Source organism: Anabaena sp. UHCC 0187 (assembly GCF_009712035.1).
Classification (GTDB): Bacteria; Cyanobacteriota; Cyanobacteriia; order Cyanobacteriales; family Nostocaceae; genus Dolichospermum.
Window position 1 is genome coordinate 19,842 of sequence record NZ_VILB01000027.1, and the last position, 19,076, is coordinate 38,917.

Annotated in this window: 16 protein-coding genes and 1 pseudogene; 9 read left to right on the forward strand and 8 right to left on the reverse strand. The window is 38.6% G+C overall.

Annotation, left to right across the window (positions count from 1 at the left end; genetic code table 11):
- Positions 1 to 11 precede the first annotated feature (11 nt).
- Positions 12 to 1,598: an ATP-binding protein gene (locus tag FJR11_RS21010; RefSeq protein ID WP_168507260.1), complete on the reverse strand. Its 1,587-nt coding sequence runs from the start codon at positions 1,596 to 1,598 to the stop codon at positions 12 to 14.
- A gap of 348 nt (positions 1,599 to 1,946) precedes the next feature.
- Here FJR11_RS21010 and FJR11_RS21015 point away from each other — a divergent pair, with 348 nt between their 5' ends.
- From FJR11_RS21015 to FJR11_RS21030, 4 genes are all read left to right on the forward strand, one after another.
- Positions 1,947 to 2,594 carry a primosomal protein gene (locus FJR11_RS21015; protein ID WP_168507261.1) on the forward strand — a complete coding sequence of 216 codons (648 nt, stop codon included), beginning with the start codon at positions 1,947 to 1,949 and terminating at the stop codon, positions 2,592 to 2,594.
- Positions 2,595 to 3,073: 479 nt separating this feature from the next.
- Complete coding sequence (locus FJR11_RS21020) at positions 3,074 to 3,499, forward strand: hypothetical protein (RefSeq protein ID WP_168507263.1); 426 nt, start codon at positions 3,074 to 3,076, stop codon at positions 3,497 to 3,499.
- Between the two features lie 190 nt (positions 3,500 to 3,689).
- Positions 3,690 to 4,079 carry a hypothetical protein gene (locus tag FJR11_RS21025; RefSeq protein WP_168507264.1) on the forward strand — a complete coding sequence of 130 codons (390 nt, stop codon included), beginning with the start codon at positions 3,690 to 3,692 and terminating at the stop codon, positions 4,077 to 4,079.
- Positions 4,080 to 4,304: 225 nt separating this feature from the next.
- Positions 4,305 to 5,429, forward strand: coding sequence for a site-2 protease family protein (locus FJR11_RS21030; RefSeq protein WP_168507265.1), 1,125 nt, complete (start codon positions 4,305 to 4,307; stop codon positions 5,427 to 5,429).
- Positions 5,430 to 5,762: 333 nt separating this feature from the next.
- On the opposite strand, the gene FJR11_RS21035 is transcribed toward FJR11_RS21030, so the two are convergent.
- The 5 genes from FJR11_RS21035 to FJR11_RS21055 form a co-directional block, all read right to left on the reverse strand.
- Positions 5,763 to 6,317: a hypothetical protein gene (locus tag FJR11_RS21035; RefSeq protein WP_168507266.1), complete on the reverse strand. Its 555-nt coding sequence runs from the start codon at positions 6,315 to 6,317 to the stop codon at positions 5,763 to 5,765.
- Between the two features lie 37 nt (positions 6,318 to 6,354).
- On the reverse strand, positions 6,355 to 7,137 hold the full coding sequence (locus tag FJR11_RS21040; RefSeq protein ID WP_168507267.1) for a DUF2207 domain-containing protein: 783 nt from the start codon (positions 7,135 to 7,137) through the stop codon (positions 6,355 to 6,357).
- 193 nt (positions 7,138 to 7,330) lie between these two features.
- Positions 7,331 to 8,116, reverse strand: a complete 786-nt coding sequence (locus FJR11_RS21045) for a mobilization protein (RefSeq protein WP_254444811.1) — start codon at positions 8,114 to 8,116, stop codon at positions 7,331 to 7,333.
- 313 nt (positions 8,117 to 8,429) lie between these two features.
- Positions 8,430 to 8,969, reverse strand: coding sequence for a hypothetical protein (locus tag FJR11_RS21050; protein ID WP_168507268.1), 540 nt, complete (start codon positions 8,967 to 8,969; stop codon positions 8,430 to 8,432).
- Positions 8,966 to 10,114 carry a ParM/StbA family protein gene (locus FJR11_RS21055; protein ID WP_168507269.1) on the reverse strand — a complete coding sequence of 383 codons (1,149 nt, stop codon included), beginning with the start codon at positions 10,112 to 10,114 and terminating at the stop codon, positions 8,966 to 8,968. Before FJR11_RS21055 ends, FJR11_RS21050 begins: the two co-directional genes overlap by 4 nt.
- A gap of 734 nt (positions 10,115 to 10,848) precedes the next feature.
- Here FJR11_RS21055 and mobC point away from each other — a divergent pair.
- Together mobC and FJR11_RS21065 are read left to right on the forward strand one after the other, a co-directional pair.
- On the forward strand, positions 10,849 to 11,208 hold the full coding sequence (mobC, locus tag FJR11_RS21060; protein WP_168507270.1) for a plasmid mobilization relaxosome protein MobC: 360 nt from the start codon (positions 10,849 to 10,851) through the stop codon (positions 11,206 to 11,208).
- A gap of 170 nt (positions 11,209 to 11,378) precedes the next feature.
- Complete coding sequence (locus FJR11_RS21065; protein ID WP_254444812.1) at positions 11,379 to 11,885, forward strand: relaxase/mobilization nuclease domain-containing protein; 507 nt, start codon at positions 11,379 to 11,381, stop codon at positions 11,883 to 11,885.
- Positions 11,886 to 12,032: 147 nt separating this feature from the next.
- Here FJR11_RS21065 and FJR11_RS21070 read toward each other — a convergent pair whose 3' ends face one another.
- On the reverse strand, positions 12,033 to 12,230 hold the full coding sequence (locus FJR11_RS21070; protein ID WP_168507235.1) for a hypothetical protein: 198 nt from the start codon (positions 12,228 to 12,230) through the stop codon (positions 12,033 to 12,035).
- A gap of 100 nt (positions 12,231 to 12,330) precedes the next feature.
- Entirely contained in the window at positions 12,331 to 12,645 is a 315-nt protein-coding gene (locus tag FJR11_RS21075; protein WP_168507272.1) for a hypothetical protein, read from the reverse strand.
- A gap of 519 nt (positions 12,646 to 13,164) precedes the next feature.
- Between FJR11_RS21075 and FJR11_RS21080 the strand changes: the two genes are divergently transcribed.
- The 3 genes and pseudogenes from FJR11_RS21080 to FJR11_RS21090 form a co-directional block, all read left to right on the forward strand.
- A complete protein-coding gene (locus FJR11_RS21080) occupies positions 13,165 to 13,893 on the forward strand; it encodes a hypothetical protein (RefSeq protein WP_168507274.1) in 729 nt (242 codons plus the stop codon).
- A 393-nt stretch (positions 13,894 to 14,286) separates the two neighbouring features.
- The gene (locus FJR11_RS21085; RefSeq protein WP_168507277.1) at positions 14,287 to 18,465 is read left to right on the forward strand and encodes a PriCT-2 domain-containing protein; all 4,179 of its coding nucleotides are present in this window, start codon (positions 14,287 to 14,289) and stop codon (positions 18,463 to 18,465) included.
- Between the two features lie 196 nt (positions 18,466 to 18,661).
- Positions 18,662 to 19,054 (forward strand): annotated as a pseudogene (locus FJR11_RS21090) (hypothetical protein); the annotation flags it as partial.
- Positions 19,055 to 19,076 lie beyond the last annotated feature (22 nt).

Consider the following 19,076-nt stretch of genomic DNA (forward strand, 5'->3'; position numbering starts at 1 on the left):
TGTCAGTCAGCTTATTCAAATAATTCTCGATGCTGATAAGCAAACGGTGAAATATCCTCACTTGACACAGGTTGAGCATAAATAGCCTGATTGCGAATAGCTTGCATTTGTTCTGATTCTCGCTCCATTGCCGGAGTGAACTGCGATCGCTGTTTTAGCAAATCCTCAAACTCAATCTTTCCTGCTCTACCTTGAGCAAAAGCATTCTCAGCACAACGACGCACAGCATTACCAATTTCGGCTGGAGTACAAATTCTATACTCAGCCAACAGCCTCCGCCATTGTTCATCACTCCAAGGTGAATCATTGCCTGAAAAAGCTGAAAAATACTTAGCTAAATGTAAATTGAAAACTTCGTATCTTGCCCCCTCATGGGGTAAATCTACAAAAAAGATATCATCAAAACGACGCACTAATTCAGCAGGTAACATTTCTAGACGGTTGATAGTGGCAATCGTATAAACAGGCTCTTGGTGTTCCTGCATCCAGGTTAACAAACCCGCAGACAACCGCCGGGCTACACCTCCGTCTGCATTCGAGTCCCAACCAGCAAAACCTTTATCAAAGTCATCCCAGTAGAGAACGCAGGGAGCAAGGGATGTTACCAAAGCAATAAATTCCTTTAAGGCTCGGTCTGGATGAGGACTAACCAATAGTACACCCCAATTAGCGGCTAACAGTGGCAAGCCTATTTTCTTGGCTGCTAACTTGGCAGACAAACTTTTACCTGTTCCTGGTGGTCCCCATAACAACATTCCTGTGGGAAACTGCAAATTATATGTTTGTGCTTCTGGTTGTAGTAAACAAGTAATAGTTTCTAACCTTGTTGCCAATAAATCTAACCCCGCAGATGAAGGGATATCCGGTTGAGCAATGTACTCTAAACCCCGTCCCTTTAATTTGTTAACTTTATGCTCAAGAACTAATTGGGCGATATCCTCAAGTTGATCTACAAAACCTAAACATTGTTTCAGTAGCAAATTTATCTCGCCTCTGGGTAAACCTTGACAGGCACGAATTAGCAATTGCAGTGCTTGGTTTGTTGAATTTGTTTTTGAGTAAGGATAGTCATTGGCTAAAGTCGAGGGCGAACAACAATCAAAAAACTGCTGTACAATCAGTTCTACCTGCTGTTGGTTTGGCAGTGGATTAGACAGTACAGGAATAAAGGGCTGTAATTCTAGAGGTAGTTGAACGTAAGTTTCTAGTAATACCCAGTAATTATCTTGCTGACTCCACAAGGCTTGATGATAAGCATTCAGTAATTGATAGCTAAGTTTTTGACTAATTTGGCTACCATTATCTTCCTGTAACACTCCCTCCAATAAATAAATACCTGGTTGATAGTCTGACAAAAGATACTGAATAATGTTCTGGTTTTTACCCCTATCAGTTGACTGTAAAATGTACTGATTTTGATGCTGAATTAATTGTTGTAGTTCGCAATAACCGGGATTCCAGAGAAAGACTGACAAAGATTGCTCCTCACCCCAATGGTAAAACTGCTCTAAAATCTGCATTCTATCAGGTGTATGATATTCCACAGCCACAATTGCCGTATTTTGGTTAGCTAAAGCAGGCCAGTCTGTCAACTTCATGAGTTTGATTTTAACGACTTACACTCCCCTTTTAGAACAAAGTCATTACCAATGCCTTAGCCTTATGGACAATTATTAGTATCCAGCAGACTATGTTTTTTGGCATTGCTGAATCATGAGATGATTTCGCCCAATTTAGAACTAATTTTCAATAGTTTCAACAGCCAATTCATCACGCATTTATAAAACGGCTGTTTTTTATTTGAATAAAAGCAGTGGGAAAACGCTTGTCGTAAATTCTACGAACAGGGACGCGGAGCGAAATAATGAAATTGGAAATAAATGGAGATGAAAGCCGCGATTGCGGCAAGGAGGTGAAAATTTCACTTTTTTAAAGGAGTTTGTTAAATGGCAATCGCCAAAACTCGTACTAACGGCAATACTCGCCATACAGCTAATGGTAAAGTATCAGCGAAAACAAATAACACAGCTACCGCAACTAAATCTAAGGCAGTAAAGGCTTCACCACAACAGGAAGCATTAGCCTTATTGAAGGAATTGCGGAATTTAATCTTCAAAGAGTACGGAATTAAATTACAGCTACGCGACTCCAGAATTTCTACCAAAATCGGTCATGCAGCCCGTGAAAAACTCGGACTTGATATTGCTGCTCAAGTTAAAAAGAAAGGTGGTAATAAAAAGTTCGATTGGCAGAAATGGAACAGCAAATTATTTCCTAAATTGTTTGGACAACCAGATGCCCTCAAATATCCACCAGAAGTAGTTGCTATTTTCATGAGTATGCTGTACGACACAATCAGCAAAGACCCGGAGCAAGCAATAGCTGATTTAGTCGAATTCAACCGGGCATCACTAGAACGTCGCAACTCATTCCAAGAACAAGAAGTGGAAGAACTGGATGATTTAGATAACGAACTTGACGAGGACTTGGACGAAGATGAGGATGAGGATGATGAGGATGATGACGATGAACTCGATGAGGACTTGGATGAAGATGACGATTTAGATGAAGATGATGAGGACGATGACGAGTAATTGATTCTCCATAAGTGACAGAATTGTAACTATAAATAACCATGTATTGCTACCAACAATACAGGTTATTTTTTTATGGAGTTTGAAGAAAATAATGCAGAAGAATCAGAATTACCACTTTTATAAAATATTAAACAAACTTTTTAAGTTATAAATTGTCATTGTCTAAATGCGGAATTAATTAGAAACTGAAAACATTTGATTTCAGTTTAAAAGCACAAAATTTTATCCCATGAGCCATAGCTTGTATGAAGAAATAGGAGTCATCCGCCAAGTTATGCTAACAGGAATACCTATAAGCCATAGCTTGTATAACGAAGTAGGAATTATCTGTCAAGTGATGCTAACAGCAATGCGTATAAAAAACTAAATTTAGTAAAACAAACTTTGGAAATAATCAACGAATTGGAATTTCAGCGAATTGCATCTTTCGATGCGGTTTCTATGAGAAAAACAGAAAAAATCAAGGAGTAATTCTCATGCTGAAGACTCGCAAAGCCACTAAAACAGCCTCTAAACCTAAAAAACATATTCCAGCTTTAGAGCGAGTAATTACTTATCAGGAGAAAGTCCATTTGATGGTAATTGAAGTATTACGGGAAGAATCGGGGAGAGAATTAGCAGCTACCGCCCGATTTAATGAACAAGAGTTTGATTGGGAAAAACATAACACACAGTTTCGTAACGATTATCTGAACACACCATTGAAAGAATTGGTGAATTATGCCCGCAAACTTTACGGGTTGAATAATCTGGATGAAATTCGAGATAGACGTGCTGCTCATAAAGCTGCTCGCTCTAAACGTATGGAGGGACTTAATGGTTTAAGTAATAACTCAGATGATTGGATAGATGACGATTTTGAACAGGATGAAGATGACGAAGATTTAGAGGTTGAAGATTAATTATTATGCCCCGAATTATTTTAATCGGGGCATTTTATTTGAGTGCGTAGCTAATACAACAAACAGAATTGAAGACAATAATTGCAACTGAATTTTAGCAATCAAAAAGTGAATTTTAATTCAGAAGGCATCTGTCGATGCTATCTATGCGAGATCCAAGTAAGTAATTCGTTAATCAAAGGACAATGCTATGAAACGTAATCAGCAACAAACTAAAGTTTTAGAAAAAGCGATGGAATATCAAGGTCAGGAAAATCCAATTAAACGGAAACGTAATCAACAAGAAACCAAAGCTTTGGAAAAAGTTATGGGATATCAAGATAAAGTACGATTAATGGTACTCGAAGTTTTAAGAGAGGAAACTGGACGAGAACTCGCTGCTAAAGCCCGGTTTAATCAAGAAGAATTTGACTGGAACGAACACAACACAGAGTTTCGTCTGGACTATGCTGATACTCCAATCAATGAACTATTAGCTTACGCTAAACGTTTCTATGGATTGAAAGATTTGGATGCAGTGCGCGAGCGACGCAAGGCTCACAAACAACAACGTGCAGCTAGATTTGCTGAAGCGTCTTAAGTATCTACTGCTGAAAACAGCAACCCCACATTTAAGTGGGGTAACTTTTTGCCCACCCACCCTTACCCATAAAAACTGTATTTTCAAGGCTAAATTCGCATAACCACACCTTAACGGACGGACACCACTACCGTTACAAAAATTAAATTTACTTAATATTTCGTTACGATAAGGGCATTGAGAGAAACAACAAACTTCTCAATGCCCATGTCACAGGTAAACGCCATGAATAGCACAATTCGGGTTGGCAACCTTTTTGGAATACCTTTTTATATACATCCGTCCTGGTTTTTAGTTCTAGGTTTGGTAACTTGGAGCTACAGCAGCGGACTAGCGGCACAATTTCCCCAATTAGGTGGGGGATTGCCTTTGGTACTGGGATTGATGACGGCGCTACTGTTATTCGGCTCAGTTGTCGCCCATGAATTAGGACACAGCTTTGTCGCTATTCGCCAAGGAATTGATGTTAAATCAATTACACTGTTTATATTTGGTGGACTGGCAAGCTTAGAAAAAGAATCGTCAACTCCAGGGGCAGCTTTTTGGGTAGCTATTGCCGGACCAATAGTTAGTTTGATGCTATTCGCTACAGCGACAACAGTTGGTTTTGCGACTGCTGCATCTGGACCATTGGCTGCTATCCTTGGTCTACTAGCTTCTGTTAATTTGACATTAGCTCTATTTAACCTCATTCCTGGCTTGCCTTTGGACGGAGGAAATATACTTAAAGCAATAGTTTGGAAAATTACTGGTAAATCCTATAAAGGAGTGGTTGTTGCCAGCCGAATTGGACAAATCTTTGGTTGGTTAGCGATTGCTTCTGGTTTAATTCCTCTACTATTGTTGGGTAGCTTTGCTAACTTCTGGAACTTGTTAATTGGCTTCTTTTTGCTACAAAATGCTGGTAATGCTGCCCAATTTGCGAGAGTGCAAGAAAAACTCACAGGTTTAACAGCAGCGGATGCTGTAACTAACGATAGCCCGATTGTCAAAGCGAATTTGAGTTTAAGAGACTTTGCTGATCAACATCTCTTAAATGCTCAGGAATACCGTCGTTTCTTGGTGACAGATGAGCAAGGACAATTGTTAGGAGCGATATCAGTTGATGACTTGCGAACTATTCCCAATACACTATGGGCAGAAACTCAGGTTTTCAAAGTCATGAAACCAATTGAGCAGTCAAGCACCGTACAATCGGATCAACCGTTGCTAGAAGTAGTACAGTTACTCGAAACACAAAAATTATCAGTACTGACTGTAATTCGTGAAAATGGTTTTCTGGTTGGTATTTTAGAAAAAGCTGCAATTATCAACTTACTTCAGAAGAAAGTACAAACAAAATTTGCATAATCTCTTCAATTCTCCAAATAAAAACTCAAAATTGCCTTGAAAAGAAAGCAGTTTTGAGTTTTGATGTTTGTAGATAAGTAAGCTAATCGTTATCTATGTTTCCCAAGCAATTCCCTATTAGTATGGGTTTTTAGCCCAGTTTTATTTAAGTTAAATGCTGATTAGCTTATTCAAAAAATATGCTCCTACAAGGCTGTAATTATGGAATCAAGAAAACAGCTATATATCCGGTCTAAAAAACTTATCCAAAACCAGACATATCGGGAGAAACCATAGATTTAAACGGCTGGTTAATTTACGTTATAGACCCAGACATAAATTTAGGCTGAAAAATCACTTTTTTTTCACAGGTACAGGTAGAGGTTTACAACCAACACCACCAAATGTGGCAATTCTCGGAGTAGAAAATTGACTGGTCATTAACTCGTGAATCTTCTGATTAGACAGTTGAGTTTTGTTAACTTCAATTGTTGGTTTCGCTCCTCTTTTATTTACATAAATAAGGAGATCCGCCCAATAAAACTGAGGTTGAGAAGGTTGAGAGTATTCAGGATAACAGCCTTTAGAACTAATTGCTAATTTATGAGCTACAGCAGACATTGATGGTAGAGGAATACCTGTGCGAACCAATTTTGCTTCTTCTACTAGACCCCACAAACGTAATTTGTGCTTGATACAGCGTTTACCGTCTTTAACTGGAGCAATAATATTATCACAAATCTTTACTTCAACATCATACATTGGTGGGTAATTAGGTATAGATGAAGTCTGAGCTTTGGCGATATTGTTTTGTTGATTAGTGTTTAAATCAGCACTTGCATTAGTGCAAGCTACTAAAATTCCTCCTATTACTAATAGCCAAGTTAAGCGAAGTTTGCGAATCATCATTTATTTCACTCCTATTTCAGAATTCAACAACTAACAACTAATTTTTTGATTGAGAAACAAACTTACGTTGATTAAGAGGTTGCACCCAAAGAGTACAAAAACCTGATACGGCTTTTTTGCTGCTTGCTCCCATTTCTAGAGTTACCCCTAAGCGTTTTACTTCCTTCGTACAAGCCAATTGACCAGCACTATCTCGACTCAATAAATCTCGATTCCATTCCATGAAATTACGAGCAAACTTACCTTCATTAGTGGTTGTCCATGCCAAAGCATTAGCTTCTTGTTGAGTCAGTTGGCGTGAACCAGTTGGATCTAAATTGCTAGATTGATACCAAAGCATTGCCCCTATACCCAGGAGTCCACCCACTGTTGCGGTAATCAATAAGAGTATTCCAGCAACAATTAATGAAGGAACTGAATGAATGGCACGCTCAAATTCTGTATGCTTAATTAATGTCGTGACTGCATGAGCGATCGCTTTCTGTTGACCCTTGACTGCTGCTTTTTCGTAGCTTTGCAGATGCTCATAAAGTTGGGTTTGCCACTGGTCAAACATTGTCTCCATTTCTTGAGGACTGTCTTCTAACAACACTTGTAGTCTGCCAGTAGCAATCATCATTAGAAATGCTGGATCATCAGGGTCAAGTCCGGTTTGAACAACTATTTCCCAAACCCTCGCTTTAAAAGCATCATCCTTACCACGAATGGCTAAGTCTAGTAAAGTAGGGTAAGGAATTCGACTTAAACCTCTACCTCTAGCAGCGACTGAATCCAAAAAATCATCATCTAAATCGAGTTCTTCAGGTTGATAATTCTTCATAGGATAACGAGTAATTAGGAAACGAGCGAGTCTATGACTAAGTAGGTTGACGTTAAAAATAGTCGTTGGGGCAAGGTAGGGTTCAGGGTGAAAGAGTTTGAGCTTTCTTTACTTCTCTTCACATACCTTTAAATTTTTCGGTTAACCTACTTAAAGCGAGACTCCGCTATTAGATTGAAGAGTGTCAAATAGGTTATTTTTTGGGAGCAATTCTCCGACTAGTATTAGCACTATCAGTATTAGCACTATCAACTTTTTCTAATGGGGGAGTAATTGAAGCTACTGGTGGGTTCCAAATTTTAGCTTTTTCAATTTCCTCAAAAGCTTGTTTGAGAAAACTATGTAATCTCTGTCTACCTAATATTCCTAAATCTTTATAATCTTTAGCTTCAGAAAAGTTTATCCGTTTGGCATCAAGGATATTCCGTTCCCGATAACTAAACTTGGGAAAATCAATTACTGGGACTTTGTAAGTCTTGATTAAATCCTTTAACTCCTGATTTTCGTCTATGTGTTTCCAATCATCACATAAACCAAAGTTACGGATAAATATATGTTTGACCCTCTTTTCAAATCGTTCGATAGATTGCATAAATAACTGCACACTATCATATCCTCCACTACAAACAAACCATTTATGTATCTTGACCTTGTTTTTACCACTAATTTCTAAAATTTGATTACGCTCAATCCAATCGGTTACTGCTGGATAGACTTGAGCAGGTAAGTTGACAATCACAGCAGTTTCAAGTGCCAAATTAAAGATTTCATCAGCTTCATAAGCTTTGCGCTCTGATTCACTAAAAATGGCTGTTTTATGATTGTCTGGGTAAAATGCACCTACATCTGGATTACTTTGGTCTGCTTCTACCAATTCATAAACTAATTTATTGTCAATGCAATATTGCACCATGACTCTGGCAAATAAAGACTTACCAACACCACCTTTTTCACCATCAATGAAGTGAATTGCAGCCATGTTATTTACTCCTTTGTGATTTAACTATGTTATTTAACTAACTCTGTTCTGTCAGATTGGGAAAATACAATACCTGAAATGTCTACAGGGCTTTGGTTTTGACGCTTTGGTAATGAAATTTATTTTTGATTAGAAAATAAAGCATCAAACCTTTATGAAATAAGAGTTGCAAAAGTTGGATTCGATTATTGTTTTCCGAGAGTGACAGAACAGGGCTAGTTTGACAGAAACTGTTTACGAGTGATCCCTCCTGATGGATGTAAAGAAACATTTCTGTTTCTTAGGAAAGGATTAATCTTGCATTAATGGATAATTAAATATCTGCGAACATATCGTCATCGTCATCATGAAAAGACCCTTTACCGGGAATGAAAGAGTCAGAATCAATTTGATTATTTGCCTGATCACTATTACCTTCGTCTTCGTTGCTACTATCATCATTACTAGTGAAATTACTAGCATCCAAACCAAACATAGCAGCCAAGGTTTGAAGATTAGTCATCGTACTTAGAGGTACAGGTAAAACATCATTTGATTTGTCTGGTAATCCTAATTCCATTCGCAAATAAGCCAAATGTTGTTCTAAAGCATGACAACAAATCAACCCTACCCGACGTACTTCTTGCTCACTCATACCTACACCTGTATTTACTTCGGCTTTGTATGCTAATGGCAACCAACACATTCTTAAGGACTGCAATACCATTTCTTTGCTAGAACGCACTCCATCTTTCTGTCGCAAATATGTAATTAACTTTCCATCAACAGTATCTGAATAAGGATGGTAAAAAAAACTAAACATTGTCCGCTGTTTATTATTGTCATTATTTTGAGGCTGTTTCTTATTAGTCATGCTACTTTCTCCATTTGCGCTCTAAATCGCATAAATAAACCAAAAGCATCAATTAACCTAAATGACAAAGTTTCCTGCTCTCGAAATGTATGGTGATCATCATTTTTTGCATTTTTCAATGCTGCTTGTACCTGTTGCTGTAAATCATTACCCCAGTAAGTGGTAATTTCTTCAAAACAATTCTGTAACTCTTGCTCTAAGTACAAAGCTGCACCACCACTCAAAATCACTTCGTTGACAGCAGGTAAAGTGGATTCCAGCCAATCGTAAAGCCTAGACCAATACTCAGATTTAGCAGTCGCAATAGCATTAACAATCATCTGCAACTCATAATCAATGTTTTTTGCGTCTCTACTTTTAACCAAAGCACGAATCGCTTGGTTATCTGCTGTAATATCTGAACCGGCTGCATAGATAGCAGCAGTCAAAGTGGTGGCATCCTGTCCAGATGTGCGTTCAATTACCCGCTTTACCATTTGGTGGAAACCCAGCCCATTGGTATAACCCGCTGTCATCTTGCCGCGTTCAAATAAGAGCAGACTGGTATTGCGATGCCCAAACATCAGCACGGCAATGGTTTGGGCGTTAAACCATTCTTTCCCGTTCTGACGTTGACGAATCATAGCTAATCCCGCACCTTCAGGCAGACACTCGAATCGTTCCAGTTTTACCCGCAACCTTTGACCCCGAAATTTAAAATCTTTGAGTGCCACCCGCAACTGTTCTTCAAAGGCTTGGCGATTTTGATATTCCCCATAGGGTAGTAGTGAAGTAAGTGATAACGAGAACCTGTTGGGCAGTTTATTGTGTTGAGCGATTGCACCAATTACTGCTAGAGCTTTGTCAATTGAAGTTTCGTACTTGAGTTTATCTAGTCTGGCGGATGCTGAAAACTGACGTGCCAGGAATCCGACTACTGTACATTGTGTATCACCATCTACCGCACAAGACACCCAAGCTTCATCTACTGGTTTAGAAGATTCCAGACCCTTGCGACTTGACATATAAGCGTCAATTGAACTTTGGGGCAACTTCAGCATTTCTGGTTCCATTGTCATTAAACATGGTTTGCCTTCAGTTGCTAGTTCATAAACAATCTTGGTCAAGGAAGCACCAGGGTCAAAACTAACAATCAGGTTTGACATTGATTGTGGTTCACCTCACAGCTTTCCTCTAAGTTAAGTGCAAATTTGAATCATGCCAATCCATCTATTGACTATTTTTTTGCAGCAATTTTTATCCAGTTTTATCCAGTTGGCTATTTTTTTTTCACAGGCGTTAATCAAGTCGTTCCTTTTTTAATCAAAATTTCGATGCCAAAAATGTGCCATTTCAACGCCAATTAAGTGCCAATACTACGCCATGCTTACGCCAATGTTACGCCAATTGAATGCCAATACTACGCCATACTTACGCCAATATTACATGGTTAAGTACATTATGTATATATTTAACCTGTCAATAAAAAGCCTTATTGATAAAATAATGGTCAAATAATGCCAATCCAACGCCATTTCAACGCCAATTGAATGCCAACTCAACGCCACTCAAATTGTTGATTCGAGCAGTCAAAAAGAACGTTGGGCGCGTAGCAAGCTATGTCGCGATATATATCTTTTGGACAAAAAAAATTTGCCCTGGTCAAAAAGCAGCGACAAACTTGCCCTCCTTTCACGGTTCCCCTACCTAAGTAGGTTAACCACCGTGACGGAGGGGGAGACGATACGAAAAAAATCAAACTCAACGAAAACTGGATTCAGTTTAAACATCAGTTGTAAAACCCAAAGAAAAAATATCCACTTGGCTAATGACTGATTAGCTTAGATATTTCAAACTAGAGATACAACATTACAACATAATATTTGTAATAAATTCAGCCATGCCTAAAAAACGTCGCAATATAAAGTTTCTAATCTGCCTCACACCGCAAGAGAAAGAACAGGTGCGACAAATGGCAGCAGAAAATAGCTTAACGATGGCAGAGTTATTCCGTGCTAAAACTATTAAAAATAGATTGCCCCGGCGTGTTACTAAAGTGGCAGGTCAAACTTATTGGGAGTTGGGGAAAATCGGTAATAACCTGAACCAAATCGCTAAAGCTATCAATACATCGGTACTCATGGGTGAGCCAGTGGTTGTTGATAGGGGATTGTTGGAACAGGTCAGAAATTTGGTAAGACAAGTACGACGAGAGATTGCGGAAATTGATTTAGTTACTGAGATACAGGATGAAGCGTAAATTAGCGTAAATTCAGCACCACTGTCAGATTTCCAAATAAAAAATATCCCATTGTTTTGATAACAAGGAGGCAGAGAAGAAACAGTTGTGTTGATCACAGAAACTGGATATTTTATTTTCTGGAGTTCCCTAGACGACTGAGTATAAAGAAAACCTGATAGGAAATTAATATGATTGGCAAACACGTCAAAGGTACAAGTTTCCGGGGACTGCTAAACTACCTTTTTGGTAAAGAGGGAGCAAGACAAATCGGTGGAAATATGGAAGGAACAAACCCACGGGAATTAGCGGCTGAATTTGGTATATCTCGGAGATTAAACCCGAAGGTAAGTAGGGCTGTTTATCACGCTTCTCTCAGCTTGCCTCACGACGAAAGTTTAGATGATGATACTTGGCATGAAATCGCCCAAAAGTATCTGCAAGGGATGGGTTTTGATATGAATCAATATGTTGTAGTCCGGCATATTGACAGAACTCATGAACACGCACATATTGCAGCCAGTCGCATTCAATTAAATGGCATTACAGTTTCTGATAGTTGGGACCATCCCAAAAGTGAAGCTGTGATTCGCAAATTAGAGAAAGAATACAATTTACAATGGCATAGTCTAGCCTTACCAGGTGAAACCCTACAGAAATCGTCACCGCGTAAATATTGTTTGGGTGTGAAATGTTAAATATAGAAATTGGTGGGAAAATGTCTATTTTTTGTAATGGATAGGCTCAACTACCATTTTTAATATCTTAATGTTATAAAAATGGTAGTTGGCTTAGACGATAGGAACTAAATATCTACATCTTCCTAATTTCTGGGTAGTATTGACCTATTCAAAAAGTTTCTTCAAGCCGTAAGCAGATGCTCCTATTACAACACCAGCCGCTACAACAGGAGCCGCGCCAATAGAAACTGCGGTTCCACCAACGGCTAAACCCATTCCGCCAACTGTTTCAGCGACTACAGCACCTGCGGCCGCTCCACCGACTACAAAAGCAGCAAATTCCTTCCATTTATCTTCGTTCATGGCTTTTTATACCTTATATACTATATGTAGTAACTTAGCACACTCTTTTTTGTAAATACAATAGTACAATTCTTTCACAATAAATATGGATTTACCGTTGTCACTTACTCTTTTTTCCTAATTTGATTAATAATTTATCAATAATTTTTCCAATAAACATCAAAAAATAGGTGGTCAAAAAAGGTGTCGCAAGACACCATAATATATTGACCCCTCCAATTGCCGCAAAAATAGCAATAAGAATACCCAACAAGCAACCACCCCCCGCAAAGGCATTTTCCCAAGTAGCCTCTTTTGGGGTCTCTTTTTTGATTGAAGGAGGAGTATAATTACTTGGTTTGCTTTCATTGCGTTTATTTAGCTCTTTTGAAATGATTCTCATTACAAATATGGCAGCACGGGTTTTAAAATCCATTGAGTTTCTTATATTTACTGGTTGTAGCTATTACATAGTAACACGAATGATTGTGCGCTCAATAGTAAAGTGAAGCAGTATAAGAATTATAAAGGCTAGACTGTGCCGAAACGGGAAATTTGTACCCTAAGAAAATTTCAAAAAGTTGAAATTCTTAACGGGTATTGCGTTTTGTAAAATGGCTGAAACTCAATCAGAATATCGCATTGAGACAACTTTACATACCGTTACATACCTTTAAATTTTTCTGTTTACCTACTTACTCCATAGGAATACAAAGAGATACTAGACTATGGTATACAATCTTTTTAGGCGCTTATAATCAAGAAGAAACTCAAAAATTATGGGAGCAAGCGTTAGTTATAATTAATCACGTTTAATCTCTATTTAGAATTTAGTTTCTCGTTTAAACGCACTCCTTTTAATAATCGTTGAATAACTGTTGGTTCAAAATGCCGAATTAGGCATTAGGATTTAAAAGGAAGTGCTATTTTCAAACCACTAACTTTTGATGTCGCAATGTTGACAGTAAAAGACCCAACTACCGATTTTCAGCTACCGCCGCACAATGAAGCGGCTTTAGAGGGACTTAGGGAAGCAAAAAACGTTGATTCCACTGTTGCTCTAGCAGCTAATGATTCAACAATTACTACAAGCACAATCGCCCCGGCTGGCTGGTTGCTTTTTGGCTTGGCTTACAAACCGTTGGTGAGGGTGGAAAAAATTGCGCGACTGGAAAATTTAACCACTGTACTGTTAGAGGAGTTTAAAAGCGAAGGAATACAAGTTTTTCCAGCGCTTCAAATTGAAGATCAGAATCCTATTGACTTGTTTATCAGATTTCCGCGCAAAACTCATCTGTTTATCTCTATTCGTTCCCAAGGACATAGGGAGATTGTTTACAACGAAGCGAGAGAAGCTTTGCAGGTAAAACGTAAAGACAAGAATGCGCTCAAAATCTGGAAACCCTGCCCATTAGTTGAATTGGCAGATTATGAAAAGTGGCTCAATAAGAATAGAGACTTATTTGGGATGTCCTCTCGTGAGGCACAAAAAACTCCCACAGCCAAAGTCCTGGTTTTATGGCCTCCCACCAAGGCAATTGGAAATCACAAGGAACATCTTTATTCTGAAGTAGGAAACATGAAAATTCTGGCTTTCAGAAGAAAAGGCACTGCCTTTGTGATTGAAAAGGAGGAAGTAATCGAGTTTATTAAAGCTTGGTTAGCTAGGTACAAAAAAGATTAAAAGGTGAAAACTACGTGTCCCGTCGGGATACCGAGGTTTTCAAAATACATTCCGTCATGGAATTGAACATTGGAATTGGAGCAGGGGTATTGGGTTTGGATGCCTAATTTTTATATCCCTGTTAGTAATCCTATCTCAAAAAGTTGAGATGTAAAAGCAGAAGAACACTGATTTTACAAATAAATTAGAACTTAGGCAAGATTAACCTCTGTTGATCATTGCTATCGCCGGAAAACAATGTCAAACCCATATTGTTTGTACCCCCTGCGTAAGTCCTAATAAAGCAACATTTCAGGAATTTTATCTTCTTATCTTCCTGAGTATGTGTGTAAAAGATTACTAACACGGGATTGCTCCAATTCCTCCAACACACTTACTGGAGGATTGGCTATCATGTCACAACAACAATTTAACAACGCATCAGAAGCACAAAACCTAAACGCTCAACAACAAGTTAACAATGAGTTAGAAGCGAAACAGCAATTTCACAACGCATCAGAAGCACAAAATCAAAACGCTCAACAACAATTTAATAACCAATCAGAACCGCAACAAGCAACGGTTCAACAGCATTTTCACAACTTATCAGAATCACAACAACCCCACGTTCAACAGAAGCAGCAGGGAGAAAGAGAACAGGCTTTTGCCGTGAGCGTAAGCCGAACGGGAGCAGGGGGAATGTCTCCTTCCTCGCTGACGTGGAACAAAGTGGAACAGAGGTCACAACCCCGTACTTATTTAAGTCGCTTATATGCAGGTGGAGTACAATTGCCGTTTGAATATCCCGTTGTCCCTCCTTTCCCTGCACAACAGTCTGTTTTTAAATCTAGTACCAAGATCGAACAACAACTAGAAGGGCAACAATTAACCGCTCAACAGACTCAATTTACACCACGGTTACAACCAGAGCCTATCCAGAACGACAGAATCAAATTCGCATTTAACGCCACTGGTAAAGATAAAAACTGGGATTTTCGGAAACTAGCAGCCAACTTCCAAGACAGAACAGGTACTATTTGGGATGTAGCTAGGCACGTAGAAGAAGGACACGCCTTATGTGCTGGTTTACTTGGTGGTCAATGGCGGAGTAAATCTCATATAATTGGTTCTCAGTGGTTATTACTAGATATTGACAACGCCGACACTTGGAAAGATGCAAATGGTAATCCATTAGATGAAAATGGTATACCAATCAAAATTAATAGAGCTTGGGTAGATATTAACGGTAACATCATTGAAAAATCAGATGGTAGACAAGCCAAGAAAATCTATCAACATCAACTAAACTTAGACGAAGCAATAGAACATCCGTTTATCAAACAATATTGCGCGTTAATCTACACCACAGCTAGTCATCAACCCGGCTGGGACAAATTTCGGTTAGTATTTGTATTACCTGAATATGTTCAAGGTGCAGAGACAGTAGAAGTGCTGACTCGTTACTTAATGAAGCATCTACCCCATGACCCCGCCTGTAAAGATGCTTCACGGGTGTTTTATGGCAATAGCCAAGCCACATTCCCCTTAATTCAACCTCATGTCAGACTACCGCAATCTTGGATAGATGAAGCTGTAACCACCGCTTATCAAGAAAAAATTGAATACCAAAAACGGATAGCAGAAATTACAATCCGTCGTCTACAATTTCAAGAACGGGCAGAAGCTAACAACTGGGATATTGATCAGCTAATTCAACAAGCATTAACTTATATTCCCACACGCAGTCCTGGCAGCAACAACTACAATGAGTGCCTAAATGTATTAATGGCACTAACTTCTCATTATGGTGCTGTAGATGCGGAAATTATAGGAGAACAGTGGAGTCCTTCGATTAAGGGAACGAGTTGGAATATTCGAGATAAAATTAGGAGTTTTCGCAGTCGTTCTGGTATATCAATTGGTACGCTATTTCACATTGCTAAACAATATGGATTTAGATTTCCCACAGTTGAACGGAATATTTTTAATAGTAATTACCAAGATAACAAGTATAACAAATATCAAAGTGGTGTATTCCCAGATGACCAACAACAAGAGTTAAACAATTATCAAAGGGAGATATTTAAGGATTACCACCAAAAATACTCCGATAATAACCTAAACTCCACCGTCACAGATCCGATAATCAGCAAACAAGAATGGTACAATAAACACGGTATAAAGAGAGACTTTCAAGAGTTTCTGGAAACCTTAATCATTGTTACTAATAAAGCCCAACGGTTAATAGGTAATATAGTTTGCCCAGTAAAACAAACTATACTTGTCGCCAACAACAACCTCGACGTTGATATCTGGTTTACCTCAGAACAACGTACTCAGACTTATATAAATGCAGTCAAATCAGGGCATAAATTCATCTTAGATTTATCACACGCTGGGGCTGGTAAATCTCACACAGTAGGGGAATTTATGCCAGAACAGTTTGGGGTCAATATGCTGTTTTACCTCAGCAATGAACATCGTAACCCCACTGTCGCAACTATTGAAAACTGGACAGATTTAACAGTCCGTCACGATGGACTAGTGGCAGATGCTAACAAACTTACACCATTGGGCAATCCACAAATACGCTGGCCACAATTAGGGGAAAAAACCAACGTTGAGGGAACTTGTCCACTGACACATTTATTTAATGCTCTGGCAGAGAAAGGATATAAAAAAGAAACATCCGCAGAAGCCAGTCTTAATCCCATCTGCAACGGTTGTAAACTTAGAGCTAATTGTGCAGGTCGAGATGCTGCTGGTAATGCCCTGCCAAGAGTCAATGGTTCTACGTTTCGACGTGATAGGAGAGAGGCATTAGCATCTAAACGAATTCGTGCCAATATCAACTCCCTACCTCAAGCTACAGATATGATTGAGATGAAGGCAGGTGGTTTTGTTGATGAAGCTTCCAGACAAATACAACCAGTTGAATTCATCAGGGTTAGTTCTAAGGATTTTGACTCTTCAATGATGGAGGTACAAACTCTATTACCCGCAGTCTATGACAAAATTAAGGGTTTAGTTTTACCACTGCGAGGACTGCTAACTGGAAACATCCCCCGTGTTCAGGAAACTTATCATGGATACAATGATGAATTAATCCGGGATTTATTAGGGGAAATTCCCACAGATATACCAGAAATTATTGCCGAACTGGAAACTATTGCTCCCGATATTGAGGAATTGGTACAACAAGCTGATAGTATTACGTTAGATGGGGTTGATAAGAGCGATCGCGATTCTGTCAGCAGAAAAACCTTAAAATTAATTCGTAGTCACCTCAATAAACAAGCTGCTCAAGAAACTTACAGGAATATCGAAAATTTACCTGTGAGATGGTTAATTCCCCTGCTAGAAATCATTGGAGATATTAAACCAGGAGCATTACGGGTTAAAAACAAACATTTAACTATTTCTACTAAAAACACCCGTCATATTGATGTTCTCAAAGCTTTTGAGTTTGTTTTCTTGATGGATGCTACTGCTACCCGTGACAATATGGCTATGCAGTTGGGGATTAATCCCGAGGAAATACTGGTGATATCGGAAATCCCACCTGATTATAGTAATCTGAATATTCACCAAATTACGGGCTTTGGCTTGCTGAATAAAGACCGTAGTGGACAGTTAAAAGAACGGGTTACAGCACTGCGAAAGGAATTAGATTTACGTCATGATGGCAATATTGCTTACATAGACCACTTGGCACATAAAAACAAGGGTGATGGATATTGGTTTGTTGATAATCGCGGTAGTAATGCTTATGAAAATAAGCAAGCTATTTGTAGTTTTGGTACTCCCTATCAAGATATTGGAGCATCTGAACAAGCTTATATAACTTTAACGGGAGATAGAAGTGTTGGGAAAGAACATGAAGCTTTTCAAGAGGTAATTAATCATCTGGTTCAGACTGAGGTTGTGCAATCTGTAGGTAGAACTAGAGCTAACCGCAGGACTGAGCGGGTAACTTATTATGTGGTTAGTGACAAAGATTTGTCCTATTTAGCGGACTATTACCCTAATGCTAGGTTTATTAAGTCTGATGCTGTTGATATTTGTGCAGATGCAGGAACGGAAATCCAGCAGACACGCAAGGGCATATTAACGGCATTCAAGCAATTGGTAGCAGCAGGGGTGACAGATTGGCAGAAAGTTCGTCAGGGGGTATTAGCTAAAGCTGCTGGGATTTCTCAACCGTGGCTCAGTCAAGTTGCTAAGAACTATTTCGGCGGGTGGAATAGCTTTAAAAAATTATTGCTACTCCTATATAACTCTCTTTATAGGGTTAATAATAATTCTCTGGAGGTTTTTACCTGTGAGGAGAAGTGGTTTATTGATGAGTATTTACCTCTGCTTAAACATGGCTGTGAAGACGGTGGTGAACCAGCGGAAATGATCATTGAAGATGTGATTACGTTTAGTGAACATCTTGGCTGGCAAGGGTTTTCTAGGGCTGTGAATGCAGCGACGATGGAAATTAAAGCTTTTTTAATCGCCTGTTTGATATCTGTTCTGCCGCAGGAGATTCATGATGAGATTAAGCGGTACTTGGTTTTGCACTTAGTTAAATTAGAACCTGAATACTAAGTTTGCACTTAAAAAAGCTGATTTTTTATAGTTGGAGCAAAGCAATACAATATTGCGATGTAGCTTGCTGCTTTTTTTAGGAGTGGGAGCAATTTCTTTTTGTTAAAAAGAAGTACATTGCCGCATAATGGACTTTTACAAGTGATTGAAATAGCATACCAAATACGGTAAAATCGAAAATTTTAAGGTAATATAAATGGCTTATATTGATTTTACATTAAGTAAATTTAAAAAGGATTTCCATATTCATATTAATGAAGAAATGGATTTATTTGCTAATATTGAACCTATCCAAATAAGTGAACAACTTAAAAATAGTTTAGAAGAAACTACTGAACTGGCATTAGCAATTAATACTGAAAAAGCCCGTTCTGAAATGATTATTACGCCTATTTTATTAGAGGTAAGACGTAGGGCTAATTCTCAAATTAGTTTATTTTCAGGAAGTGATTTTAATGTTGATGTTGAAAAAGGTTTAAATGGTTATTGTGATTTTGTAATCAGTCGTTCTCAGGAACAGTTAACAATTAATGCACCTGTAATGATTATTGTAGAAGCAAAGAACGAAAACATTAAAGGTGGTTTAGGATAATGTATGGCAGCAATGTTAA